Source organism: Paenibacillus sp. FSL R5-192 (assembly GCF_000517845.1).
GTDB lineage: Bacteria > Bacillota > Bacilli > Paenibacillales > Paenibacillaceae > Paenibacillus > Paenibacillus amylolyticus.
Window position 1 is genome coordinate 599,208 of the sequence record NZ_ASPR01000014.1, and the last position, 13,036, is coordinate 612,243.

The window sequence follows — 13,036 nt, forward strand, 5'->3', positions numbered from 1 at the left end:
TTAGTTTCATTCTGAATGTTGAAAATGAATAAGGAGGAGTTTAGTGGTGATTCTGGGCAGATCAACTGACACTTCAGGTTTAACGCAGCTTGCCAATCTTTCGGATGAGTTGCAGTCTGTTTTTGATCAAGCAGAAAGCAAATATAAAATAGTCGATATTGAACTCTTCTTTGTTTTCAGGTGTCTTCCTGAGGAATACGAGAGAAGGTCCACGGTCAGGCATGTGAAGAAGGAGAATGTCATCTATTTTGATCTGGTGGTCAGTGAGGATCGTTATAAGGCATTAAGCAAAAGCAAACAACGGTATGCGTTAAGCCATGAGTTTTATGCTTTTTTAAGTGAAAAGATCCAGAAATACAAGATTGAACATTTAAAAGTGAATGAGTTTATCGCAGATATGGGCATGTGGCTGAGGGAGATCGGATGGTTGCAGACTGAAGAAGAAGCAGAAATAAGTGAATTTGACGAAAAATATAACTAACTAAATAATGTGATATAAACAACAAAAATAGGCCCTCTTTCGAGGGCCTACTTTTCATGGGAGAGGAGTTAATTCGGCTCATGAGTTCATATATCAAATCGTGAAACCATTGGTAGATTAAGCTTTTCATAAAATATGGAGTAGAGTAGAAATGCTATTTTTGGGCACTTTTTGCGAAGTAGCTCGACAAGTTGGATTATCGTATAGCTCAGGTTAAACCTCTCTTTATGCTGGGAAGCCTTAAACCTTCCAAAAGATACCATCAAAGAATTAAGTTTGGTATGATTGGTTTTGGGAAGACAACCAGCATGAAGCTGCCTGAGGGGGATTTATTCCGTGTATGATATTTATGTAATCACAAATAAAGTGAACGGCAAAAGATATGTGGGATACACGTCAAAGGGATATGAGTCGAGATTCAATGATCATATCAAACAATCTCGTGGATCAAGCGAAAGGTATCTCTGCCGAGCTATAAGGAAATATGGGAAAGACCAATTTTATACCGAGTTAATTGAACAAGTCGAAACACTCGCGGAAGCTGCTGAAAGAGAAAAACACTTCATTGGAAAAATGAAAACCTTTGCTCATAACAAGGATGCGCATGGATATAACGCGACTTTGGGGGGCGAAGGAATGAATGGGGCGGTTTTCTCAAAGGAGACGAGGAAGAAAATCAGCGTCACCCACAAGAAGCGCGGAAGCTGGTCCGGGGAATCGAATCCTAAGTATGGAAAGGGACACCTTGTTAGCGGAATAAACCATCCTCTATTTGGAACTAAGATGTCAATAGACACAAAAGAGAAGATCGGTAATTCAAATAGAGGACGCTTAAAAGGTAACGCTAATCCATCTATAAAGGCTGTAATATGTTATTCCTTGGAGTGTTCAACTGGTTTAATTGAGAAATTCAACTCTTTTTTTGATTTAAGAGATTCATTTGAAAAGAGAGGTATAAAATTGAACCGTAGCAGTGTTCTTGCAGTCATGCGAGGCGGAAAAGGTCGAAAGACTTTTAAAGGTCATATGTTTTTTCGCCAAGATGTCACAGAACACCGAGTCCTAACTGAGATTGAACATAAATTCAAACACGGAATCATTGAACCAGTTGTAATGAAAGATCACAGACAAGGCAGTATCCATCCAAATGCAAAATCAGTCTCTTCTTATGCTGTGGACGTATCAAACGGAGAAATTCATAAGTTTGACTCGTGGTTTGATTTGAAAAGTTGGTTTGATGTTCGAGTCGGTTCCAAGACCAGTTATTCCAACTTATATAATGCCTTAAAAGGCAAGTATCGTCATACCAGAGGATACAAACTTTTCAGAGAAGATGTGACTGACAAAGATACGATGGATGATCTTTTATTGAAATACAACGAGGGCAGAACCTTCAACGACTAGTCGAAAGACGTAGGGCAAAGCGGCTCGAAACGGGAGGCATCCAAGCCTTCTTTTTTTATTGCTTGGATGAAGATATAGTCTGATCTGTATGGAAACATACAGCTGCCGAGTGGCGGCATGGTATTAGCACACCATGTGAACAGAAATGGACGCGATCAAGGAATTGACCATCCGAACCAAGGACCAATCGAAGACGACTTATGAAGGTTATAAGCTCCTGAACCTCAACGCTGAGCAATTCGAACAGGCCATAGCCGGAGGCGGAGAAAACGCGAAGAAAGCTACCCAGAAAATATTCCAAGCATTGTCTAAAATCCAGGACCCAATTAAGAGAAACGCCGCTGGTGTCTCCTTGTTCGGTACTCAGTTCGAGGATTTGGAGTATGAAGCGATCAAGGCCATGGGCGAAGCCCGTAGCCAATTCGATAAGACTAGGAAGACCATGGATAACGTCAAAAATGTCAAATTCAACACCCTGGGCATGGCGTTTCAGTCCATCGGACGTTCGGTTGAGATGGATTTCATTCAGCCCTTAGGTAAAAAGTTGTTGCCGGTTCTTTCCAAAGTGGCAAAGTGGTTCCAGTCTACTGATGGCAAGGCGTGGATGCAAAACATGCAGGACAATATTCAAAAGATCATCAAAAAGGCTGTTGATCTGTACACAACGATTAAGAATAACTGGTCAGGTGTAAAAAGTATTGCTCTGTCTGTCGTAGCGGGAATTGCAGCTATGCAAACAGCATTTACAGCATTAAAGATAATTGGCAGTATTAATGCCCTTATGAAAGCATATAAAGCTGGAACACTTTTAGCCTCAGCTGCACAATGGGCTCTGAATGGAGCTATGCTCGCTAATCCAATTGGCATAGTGATAGTTTCCATAGGTGCGTTGGTAGCGGCTATCGTCCTAGCAGTAACACACTGGGACTCCATTAAAGCTGCGGTGGGTCGATTCTGGACCGCTGTACAAGGCTGGTCGGGTGGTATTGGTGCTTGGTTCTCCGAACGGTGGAACGAGGCTTACAATGCGGCTACAACGGCGTTTAGTGGCCTGACAGGTTGGTTCGGTGGAATATTCGAAAGCATCAAAGGAACATTCAACAGCGCAGTGAATTGGATAATCGAAAAACTGAACTGGGTAATTGAGAAGGCCAACGGGATCAGCTTCGACATCCCGGACTTCTTAGGAGGCGGAACTATCGGGGTAGACATCCCGAAAATCCCAACGGTCGGTGGGTATGCAACAGGCGGATACGTCAACAAACCTGAGCTTGCTTGGGTCGGGGAAGGCAGATCAGCGGAGTGGATCATCCCGGACAACAACTCTCCTAAATCACAAGGATTGTTGGATGCTGCAAACAGAAGTATGGGTTACTCTCCGGCACCTTCTAGTGGAGGTATGAACATCGTGTACAGCCCTAATATAAACATCAATGGTAACGCCAGTAAAGCAGATATTGTTGCAGCTCATGACGCTGGCCGCGCTTCATTTGCACAGGAAATGGCTCAATGGCAGAGACAAAGGGAAAGGGTGAGTTTTGGATGACACGATGATTGGTGAAATGAAAGTTTTGTACACAAAGAATAATAGAAGAATTATAATGGGCATGAAAGGCTCTGTTGATGGTTTATCAGCAGAGCCTTTTATTGATATACATAACTAGTAGTCATATATTAAAATAGAAACATTATGAGTTTTGAGGGGGGATTTTACTGGGACACCCGTCAACTAAAAGTGGTATTCCTGTACATAGTGCGCTATCACATCTAAAAACTGCTTCTACATGGTACCGGTTTCCGCTACACATAATAGTTGGAGATAATTTCAATTCACTAACGAATGAAGAAAAAGAATTTATCCTTCTACATGAAGAAGGTCACCTAACCTATGGTCTCGTCCCTCCTGGAGAGTCTTGTGACAAAGAACTCGAAATAGAGCATAATTGCGATTTGTACGCTTTGGAAAGATCTAATCTTGATGCTGCGATCGGAGCCATGGATAAGATGATCGCCAATTCTATAAAATTGAAATTTACAACAAAAATAAAGAATTGATTAAAATAATCAACATCATTATCATTTTGAGGAGGGAATAGTTTTGTCGATAAACTGGAAAGTTAGTTGTGAAATACATATTTTTCATTATGAAAATTTCAGATTAGAGCCTGTCACAATAAAGTTTAAATCATACACATGTAACGTTTCTTTTATTTCTGGGGATTATTCTTCAGAGGAGGTTGGTGGACTGAATGAAGGATCAAGGAGCATAAGTGCTATAGAATTTTCTATCAGTAATATTGATAAAAAAGTGGATAAAGTAGAACAACTCATAAATGATGAAGAGAAACTTGCGAAAACAGTGTTGAATATAACTAACCTTGTCGCTAGAGTGGTCCGAAATGAAGGGGTTTGTACGTCAATCAATGAAGTCTCTTTTGATGAAAGAGAAGATTTGCATAATGTTTTCTATAAGTTGGGACTTGTAAACCCATTAACTAATTCTGAATACAAGCCTAATTTGGAATCTATGTACGTAAGTATAGCTAAGAATGAAAGATTAAATCGTGTCAACATCGGCACTGCTCATGTCAATTATGAGACCTGGTATGAAGAAGTAAAGCCTGCAATAAATACGGACTACATAACACCTCCGGAGAGAGTTTTCTTTGTTAATGCTTTGGAACAATATAAGAACAAAAATTACCGAATTGCGGTAATCGAATCTACGATATCTCTTGAAATTGTACTAAACGGTTTCTTGAGTGCTTATATGAGAAACTATAAGAAAATGACAGATGAAAAAGTGAAACAGTTTTTAAGTAAAGAAGTGGGCCTAACAGCAAGAGTAATTGGTTTGCTGCCCTTAACCATTAACGAAAAATCCCTAGAGGATATTGACTTGAATTCTGTATTAAAGCTAATCCAGTGGAGAAATAAGATTGTTCATGCTCTCGGTGATATTCCAAAGGGGATAGAAACTGATGTCTTTGCAGATTCTTTTAATAATGTGCTTCAACTTATTTTATTACTTTCACATAAAAAAGAGATTGTGGAGTCTAGTAAAGAGATAAAATTAGGAAATTCAATAATGCTTCCTTAGATCCATAACTTACCGCCTCAATCCTTTATGGCAAACCGCTATAATTGGGTTGAGGTGTTTTTTATGTTTATTAGTCCTATGTTACTTGAAACGTCACCGGGACCATTCTCACATTCGGAATACATTTTTGAGCCTAAGGTCGATGGACACCGGTTGATATATTCGCAACAATCCGGCAACGTCCGGTTATATACACGTCACAACAATGATTGCACTCGGCAGTACCCTGAATTACTACTGCCCTTTGACTCTGACATCATCTTGGACGGAGAGGTCGCTTGCACCGATCCAGAGACAGGACTGAACGACTTTGAGGCAGTCATGAGCCGGTTCAGCACTCGGCAGCACTCAAAGGTTCAGCAACTCATTAAGACATTGCCTGCCACGTTCGCTATATTTGATATCCTGCATTACAAAGGACAGGATCTCCGTAAGCTCGCTCTTATAGAACGCAAGGCTATTCTGCAAGGGCTCCAACTACCGTCTAATAGCTTTGGAGTGGTTCCGCATATTGAAGGCGCAGGAGAGGCCCTATACGCCAAGATAGAGGCAATGGGCATGGAAGGTGTAGTTGGCAAGCATAAGGACAGTCAGTACGTCAGCAGGCGGTCGAGAGAGTGGCAGAAGGTCATTAACTGGTCATATGCCGATATATTCATCACAGGATACAAAAAGTCCGAATTCGGGTGGCTTGCTGCTGTTCCAGATCCGTCAGGCAAGATGCGCCCGGTAGGAATCATCGAGCATGGCCCGAGTCCCAAACATAAGCAAGCTTTCCGTGGTGTTTGTCAGCAGCTTGTAACGGGAGAGGATAAGAACCACGTTTACCTGGAACCAAGGATACAAGCCAGGGTCAAAATGCGTAATTGGACCAAGTCCGGCTTGCTGCGTATTCCCGTGATTGATCAGTTTATAGTGTGATTATATATTGTAAGGACAATACAGGAGGTGCTTTGTATGTGTGGTAGATTCACAATCACAGATCCCTTGGACGCAATAATGGACAGATACTATGCATTTATAGCTGATGGCTTTGACTACAAACCTAATTACAACGCAGCACCCATGCAGTACATCCCAACGATAATCGGTAGCAAAGACGGTAATCGATTAGGCTCGCTCCGGTGGGGACTGGTACCCGTTTGGGCCAAGGATGACAAGATCGGGAATAAGTTGATCAATGCCCGGGCCGAGACTTTGGCAGAGAAGCCAGCTTTTAAACGTCTGATCAGCTCCAAGCGCTGTATAATCCCGACAAATGGATTTTATGAGTGGAAAAAAGAAGGATCTGCAAAGCAGCCCATGCGCATCTTGATGAAGGATGATCGCTTGTTCTCGCTTGCCGGCCTGTACGATACTTGGACAGATCCGGACGGGAACAAACTGAGCACATGCACAATCATTACTACTGAACCCAATAGTCTTATGGAAGACATCCACAACCGCATGCCTGTCATCTTGCGCCCTGAGGATGAGGCGGAATGGCTTGGAAAAGATAATGATGATGTTCAGTCACTACTTGGCTTGCTCAAGCCATATGAAGCGTCTGCGATGCGTGCATACGAGGTACCAAAAGAAGTGGGCAATGTGCGAAACAATAATGAGGATTTGTTGAAGAGTATTCTTTAACTGAGAAAGTGCCCCGACATCAGACATCATTCGGGGTCTTTTTTGTTTCAACATAATTTTTTCTGGCTTGGGAATAATATTTCGAGTAAAAATTATGAAGGAGCGATGAAACAGTGAATATTATAAGTCAAGCTGATTTCGACAGAACCTCAAACGTAATTTGTCCAGTTAGCAATGCAGTGTCAGATGGGTATGTAAAGATCATTGCAAGCGGTGAACTAGCTGCAAACAATGCTGATCACAAAATATTACTAAGAATAAATGGGGCTAAATCTTCTTACAAAAGTTATTATTTGATGACTGGTAACGACAATGAAGCGGCATGGGACGAAACAGGGATATTAATCGGAAGAAACGGTCGGCATTCGGATGCAAATTTCTTCTTTGAAGTAACCTTATCTGTTTTTTCAAAATCACAAAAGATTCTTAGCAATGGATGCGCAAATTCTATCAATGGAAACAACTCGTTACTTGGATTTGAGAATCACGGGGCTTTCATAACCAATCAGCCTTTATCAAGTTTAGAAATAGTGTTTACTGGCGGGGTTTCCACCGGTCAATTCAGAGTGTATCAATTCTAATAAAAGGAGCGCCTCATCTATTGGGGCGCTCTACCTCGTTTTTTAATCTAAACTCAAATGTTTCTCTTCAAATACCTCTTGCCCATGATCTTGACAGCTAGTGTACTATACCCTTCTACAATCCCTCCATAATCAATTAAAGTGTTTGAATTCTCCAATACATGCCAAACCGCTACCCTATCCTGACTTAACGCTGCCGTGACCACAAATCACAGTCAACCATGATCAGATTAATTCGAATACAGTAGCTAAAGCATTCAAGGCAGAAATTGCTAAAGTGGTTCAGTCCGAATAAAGAATATTTACAACATATACCAATTCATTTATAATGCTTATAGAATAAGTACAGTCCATCTCCGTTATCGTCTACATACTGGCGGGGTGATTTTTTGTTGATTCTAATAAGGTGAAAAGGGGAATCTGGTTTGAAAAAAGAAAATATTTTGATGTGGTTTGGTTCAATAATAGCTGTGATTACTGTTTTCGTTCCATTCGCTATAATTTATTTCACTAAAGCACCATACACTGTCGACAGCTTTGGAAAGCTGGGGACAATTGGAGATTTTTTTGGGGGCACTACAGTAGGTCTATTATCTTTGGCAAGTATTAGCTTTGTTACAGCCGCAATTATCATGCAAAAAGAGGAGCTGAGGTTACAACGTGCTGAGCTAAAAGCAACAACTGCTGAGTATAAGATAACAAACGCAACAATGAGAAAACAACAATTTGACAGTACATTCTTTAATATGATTAATCTGCATCATAATATTCTAAAGGAAATAACTTATCAAGAGGGTACTGGAAGAGATGCCATAGCTTTATTGTTTAAGAGGGTGAATGAAGAATATAAGTCAGGAGTGTTAAACTCTTATGAGTTAGAATTAAAAGAATTAATTCTTGTGAGTAGCAAAACAACTGTGGTGAATGATTTTCTTCTTAAGTCATTTATTTTTAATAAGAAACAGGATTACATACATGAAATTAGAAAAAAAGCAGAGAATGGTCGAATTAGAGATTTTGACTTTATATCGAAACAATATGTTATTAAGAATGTGGAAACCAAAATAAACGATATTAAAAATGACATAGATGGACGTTGGCTCGAAATAAAAGAAAAGGAAAAAAAAGACTTTGATTCATTGCAAGAAAACAAGTCATTTTTAAATAAAATATTGCGTGAAGCTAATTTTGAAGAATTGATGAAGGCTAGTGTGCAGAATGATTTTATTCAAACTTACACACAAGACACTTTACTTAGCCCTCTGAATTATCTAAAAATAAAAGCATATGAAACTGTATATAATGAAAATGAGAATTCTATAGGCCACTATTATAGGAATTTGTATAGGATAATTAAGCTAATACAGGATGAAAAATTCGTTGAAGATGTGGTAAATAATGAAATAGAGAAGAAAAAGTATAGGGGCATTTTACGTGCACAGCTTTCATCTTTTGAATTAATGATGTTATTCTACAATGTCGTATATTCCCAAAAAGGCGAAAAATTTAGATCATACTTAATGAATACTAATTTTTTCGATGATCATTTAGTGCAATCTGACTTCATATGGGCGAATGATAAGGAAGAGTTGAAAGTAATTAATGCTATTCAGTAAAAATATCATAAATGAATTGTTTGAAGCCTATACTATAGGCTTCTTCTTATATTGAAATCTAGTTGATGTACATGATTTGAGATTTCAATTACACTATTTTGTAGTAAATACTAGGGAGGAATTGGATTGACTACCAATGTTAAAGATCAAGTAGAAAAACAAGAGCAAGAAGCCAAAAAAGAAGAACTAAAAACTTGTTTCATTGTAATGCCTATTTCGAATGCAGATGGGTACGATTCAGGGCACTTTAATAGGGTTTATGACTACATAATAAAACCAGCTTGTGCTGCTGCTGGATTCAAACCATCGAGAGCGGATGACACCAAGCACACAAACACAATTATCTTGGATATACTAGATCAAATTGTGAAAGCAGACATGGTTCTATGTGATCTAAGCTCGAAAAATCCAAACGTTATGTACGAGCTGGGGATAAGACAAGCATTTAATTTACCTGTTGTATTAATTAAAGATGATGCAACCCCGAGAGTCTTTGATACATCAGCACTGCGAGATATTGAATATGATCGTGCTCTACGGATTGATAATGTAAACGCAGTGGTGGCTCGTTTAACAGAGGCTATAAAGGAAACGTATCGTATGAAAGATGATGATACACATTCTTTAATAAGTTTGCTGAATATTCAGCCTGCGACACTCCCTGAGAAAAAAGAAATAAGTCCGGATACTGCAATTATACTTGAGGCAATAAGAACAATAAAATCTGCTCCTCCAGTGAGAAAAAAATCGAATCTACTGGTGTGGGATGAGGAAAATAATCGAACTGAAGAGCACAAGTTTAATGAAATCTCGATAGAAGAGATGCTCTTAAATGGAGATTATGAAATTAAGCACAATGTCTTTGGTGTCGGAGAAGCTGTAAGTTATAACACAGAAAACAGAGATGTTACAATATCTTTTGTGAAGGATCAGTTGAAAAAGAAGTTTGAATATCCATATAGTGAATTGTACTTCACTAAAAGACTATAAAATTCGCGTGAAATGAGAACAGGTGATAAACCTGTTTTTTTGTTTTTCTAAATGCTCTTGTAAAAAAAAAACGGCATTGCCGTATATTTATGACAGGCTATTAAACAGGAAAATTTAAGGAGGAATGAGCATTGACCTTGAATCAGTACCGAGATCTGGCGGACCAACTGGGAGGAGAGGTCGGAGAGCGGATCGCAGCACTGGTCGAAGAGTTGGAAGAGTCGAGAAAGATCATACGTTGGAAAAAGTACCCTCCTCTCCTTGGAAGTAAAGAGGTAGCGGAACAGATTGGTGCAGACCCTAAAAATATGCATCATGTCCGCAAGAACAAGATGTTCCCAGAGCCTGACGTTATGGTTGGGACAAGGCCGTTCTGGTTTAAACCGTCGATTGATGAGTACCAGGAACGAATGGAAGAGTGGAGAAACAAAGACAAGCCAGATTAGGAGTTTGGGTCCCTCTGAGAGATGAAAACTGACTACGGGTGCTCGCGAGCCCGAAATCCGTTCAGATTTTAAAATTTTATTTTTCTTCCGCTTCTTTTAGCCTCAGGCCAAATCTGGGGCTTTTTGAGCGTGTTTCTTCAAATAATGCACCAAGTATTAGGGTGTGATGGAAAGGAGTATTAAAACGGAAGTCAAGGACAGAAAATTGTTAAAAGGAAAACGGAAGAGGCAAAGATTCCTGATATCTTTTTGTGTTAGGAAGGGGATTCTCGTTAATAGAGCGAAGGTAATGTTTTAGAAGGAGGAGGTTGCCTTGCTAAGCATAGTAGATTACATAGCTAAGAGAAAGAAAGAGGACGGTCTTAATGAATTTAATTACCAGGCGAAGGCAGAAAATACGAGTATCTGTGTAATTATGTGTTTGAGTATTTCAACAATTATCTTACTGAAAGTGCATCAGATGAAAAAACATATCTCCAGTCTGAGAAGCTTGAGAAGTACCGGGGGCAGCTAGCACAGCTTGATTCTGAAACGGCTGAGTGGCTCGTTCAAATGTTCGATAATCATGGTAAAATGCTAAATCATGCTATTAATAATTTTCTGAAAAAACAAGAGCTATTTCTGATCTATAATTCTGATGCTGAATTCCGGAGTGTTTCCTACGAGTGTTACACTTTCTTGAGTAAAAAGCATCCTTATTTAAGAGATCATACTGAGATGTTATTCATTTATATCAAAGAGCATCATGGGATCAAAAGTCAGGAAAGAAATGGAGTTAAAGTTCCTTATATTAATGAAGAGATAAATAATTGGCTGGAAGAGACATCGAGAAAGCATCAAGTGAACTTATGGAAGTTTACTTACGACTGGGTGATTAAATTTTATGAAGAAGAGAAGTTGTGGCCAGCAACACATAGAAAAAAAAGTAATGATTCTTGGAGGAATTACGAGTATGACTACAAGCAAAAGAGTAATCTTTTCAATCTAAATGAATTGTATAGAAGGTTGCCTAAGAAGTCCTTCATTCGAGGCAAAAAGCAGGAGTTGGAGATTTTGATGATGTACAACTGGCTTTTTGATGTGGTTGGAGATGAAGAGTATTGGGACGAATACATTTCTAAAGTGATCGAGAATTCTTAATCATTATATAAGGGGAATAAATATGAAAGTGAGTCCGGAGTTGATGAAGCATCTAAACGAGCTATTGGACACTTACACACAGGAAGTGAAGAGTGCGGGGTTAAAGCCGTCTACAGAGAAAACATATCTACTTCACGCCGATCATTTCGTGCGCTGGTGTAACGGGGACTTTGTCCCTGGTGCTACATTAAAAAAGAATAACAAATAAGAATATCAAATTGATGGAACTAAATAATAAGGATCTTCATTAAACGAAGGTCCTTATTTCTGTCCGTTAAACGGTCAGGATGTATAGTGTATATATAAGTATTATAAGAACAACGTACTCGTATTTTGAGTCTGGCAGAAATTCATATCATCCTGATCGGATGATGAGTCCCCTCGTATCTATCTCCTGTTAGTATCTGTTACCCCCGACCTTACTTGTAGTAACCCCGCCGACTTGTACTCACTTTATGAGTATGTAAAAATTCTACATCTGTCAGATTGACAGCTAGAGAAATTGATTGGCGCAGTAAACAGTCCATAAAAACTAGAAGGAAGAGTAAGGCGCAAGATATGTGATTTGAAATCACATGGTGGAGAATGGAAGAACCGACGAAAAAGATATTATCCACTTAAACGGATAGTATCGAATAGGTGATGACCGTCAGATTGACGGGTATGAACCCACTCCTCCAAAGAAAATAACAATTGCAAGAAAAAGAAAACAACCGGAGGAGGTACTTTCAAAGCACCCCCCATGTCGAAGATGGGAGTCATAGTAATAAGGTCATCGGCTGGATGTGACATCAGGTTTGTAGAGAAATACCCTGGCGATTGGTGGGCTGTGTTTGCTGGTGTTGCTAATGCACTTGGATTAAAAGCATTAAGGTTAAACAGCGCTTATTAGACGACCTACTTTTAAAGTATACCGTCGATGATTCAATCAATCGGGTGTGTGGTGCACTCGGAATCACGATTGAGATCAAGCACGAAGAACCACAGACTTCTGAACCAGAGGTGTTGGTAAATGAACACTCGCATTGAAAGTTGGCTCGGTCATGAGATTCGATTCGTTGAGGAAATACCTGGTGAGTGGTGGGCAGTTGCTACTGATGTTACTAAAGCACTGGGCATCAGAAACGCCGCTCAAGCAATTAACGGAAACACAAGGTCAAAAAGTAAAGGGCTACCTGGTAGTCAAAAGGGTGTATGTAAACTAGCTACCCCTGGTGGTCTGCAAGATGTTCTCGTTGTAAACGAACCTGGTATCTATAGATTAATTTTCCGAAGCAATAAGTCAGAGGCCGAAGATTTTCAAGATTGGGTGTTCGAGATCATTAAGACGCTACGCCAATCAACAGGTCTCGAAGGATTCCAAGTATTTCGAATGCTCGATAAGAAAAAAAACGCACCCAATTCGCACCCAATAACGGATTGAGTAATGACATCAATCGTTAGGTATAGATAAAAACCTTGATAAATAAGGATTTAGACAACAAAAAGAAGCCCTCTTTCGAGAGCTTCTTTTTCATGGGAGAGGAGAAACCGGACGAAGAGCTTATGGGGAAACGTAAGTCTTCTCCGCGGTTGTCTACGACACTTGTGATGTCGATAATTATAGAATCGCCCGATTGTTTCCTTTTTATACATATGCGTCAATAATT

General features: G+C 39.6%; 13 protein-coding genes. All 13 read left to right on the forward strand.

Annotated elements, in window-relative coordinates; translation table 11 throughout:
* The first annotated feature begins 46 nt into the window (after positions 1-46).
* The gene (locus tag C161_RS11005) at positions 47-481 is read left to right on the forward strand and encodes a hypothetical protein (protein ID WP_156946106.1); all 435 of its coding nucleotides are present in this window, start codon (positions 47-49) and stop codon (positions 479-481) included.
* Positions 482-817: 336 nt separating this feature from the next.
* Positions 818-1,885: a GIY-YIG nuclease family protein gene (locus C161_RS11010; RefSeq protein ID WP_036670312.1), complete on the forward strand. Its 1,068-nt coding sequence runs from the start codon at positions 818-820 to the stop codon at positions 1,883-1,885.
* Between the two features lie 145 nt (positions 1,886-2,030).
* A complete protein-coding gene (locus tag C161_RS11015; RefSeq protein WP_036670314.1) occupies positions 2,031-3,431 on the forward strand; it encodes a hypothetical protein in 1,401 nt (466 codons plus the stop codon).
* Positions 3,432-3,983: 552 nt separating this feature from the next.
* Positions 3,984-4,985 (forward strand): hypothetical protein, encoded by a 1,002-nt coding sequence (locus C161_RS11020; RefSeq protein ID WP_036670316.1) that lies wholly within the window; start codon positions 3,984-3,986, stop codon positions 4,983-4,985.
* A 63-nt stretch (positions 4,986-5,048) separates the two neighbouring features.
* Positions 5,049-5,906 (forward strand): ATP-dependent DNA ligase, encoded by an 858-nt coding sequence (locus C161_RS11025; protein WP_036670318.1) that lies wholly within the window; start codon positions 5,049-5,051, stop codon positions 5,904-5,906.
* Between the two features lie 36 nt (positions 5,907-5,942).
* Positions 5,943-6,614: an SOS response-associated peptidase gene (locus tag C161_RS11030; RefSeq protein WP_036670319.1), complete on the forward strand. Its 672-nt coding sequence runs from the start codon at positions 5,943-5,945 to the stop codon at positions 6,612-6,614.
* A gap of 113 nt (positions 6,615-6,727) precedes the next feature.
* Complete coding sequence (locus C161_RS11035; RefSeq protein WP_036670321.1) at positions 6,728-7,195, forward strand: hypothetical protein; 468 nt, start codon at positions 6,728-6,730, stop codon at positions 7,193-7,195.
* Between the two features lie 425 nt (positions 7,196-7,620).
* Complete coding sequence (locus tag C161_RS11040) at positions 7,621-8,811, forward strand: putative phage abortive infection protein (protein ID WP_036670323.1); 1,191 nt, start codon at positions 7,621-7,623, stop codon at positions 8,809-8,811.
* A 126-nt stretch (positions 8,812-8,937) separates the two neighbouring features.
* The gene (locus C161_RS31500; RefSeq protein WP_051449692.1) at positions 8,938-9,801 is read left to right on the forward strand and encodes a hypothetical protein; all 864 of its coding nucleotides are present in this window, start codon (positions 8,938-8,940) and stop codon (positions 9,799-9,801) included.
* 131 nt (positions 9,802-9,932) lie between these two features.
* Positions 9,933-10,247 (forward strand): hypothetical protein, encoded by a 315-nt coding sequence (locus tag C161_RS11050; RefSeq protein WP_036670326.1) that lies wholly within the window; start codon positions 9,933-9,935, stop codon positions 10,245-10,247.
* Between the two features lie 417 nt (positions 10,248-10,664).
* On the forward strand, positions 10,665-11,387 hold the full coding sequence (locus C161_RS11055) for a hypothetical protein (protein ID WP_327196783.1): 723 nt from the start codon (positions 10,665-10,667) through the stop codon (positions 11,385-11,387).
* A gap of 22 nt (positions 11,388-11,409) precedes the next feature.
* Positions 11,410-11,595, forward strand: a complete 186-nt coding sequence (locus tag C161_RS11060) for a hypothetical protein (RefSeq protein ID WP_036670329.1) — start codon at positions 11,410-11,412, stop codon at positions 11,593-11,595.
* An 804-nt stretch (positions 11,596-12,399) separates the two neighbouring features.
* Entirely contained in the window at positions 12,400-12,810 is a 411-nt protein-coding gene (locus C161_RS11065) for a BRO-N domain-containing protein (protein ID WP_051449693.1), read from the forward strand.
* The last annotated feature ends 226 nt before the right edge of the window (positions 12,811-13,036 follow it).

Bases quoted from the DNA above. Each gene is read 5' to 3' on its own strand.
- C161_RS11015 (WP_036670314.1), top strand. From the start codon at position 2,031: ATGGACGCGATCAAGGAATTGACCATCCGAACCAAGGACCAATCGAAG.
- C161_RS11030 (WP_036670319.1), top strand. From the start codon at position 5,943: ATGTGTGGTAGATTCACAATCACAGATCCCTTGGACGCAATAATGGAC.
- C161_RS11065 (WP_051449693.1), top strand. From the start codon at position 12,400: ATGAACACTCGCATTGAAAGTTGGCTCGGTCATGAGATTCGATTCGTT.
- C161_RS11060 (WP_036670329.1), top strand. From the start codon at position 11,410: ATGAAAGTGAGTCCGGAGTTGATGAAGCATCTAAACGAGCTATTGGAC.
- C161_RS11025 (WP_036670318.1), top strand. From the start codon at position 5,049: ATGTTTATTAGTCCTATGTTACTTGAAACGTCACCGGGACCATTCTCA.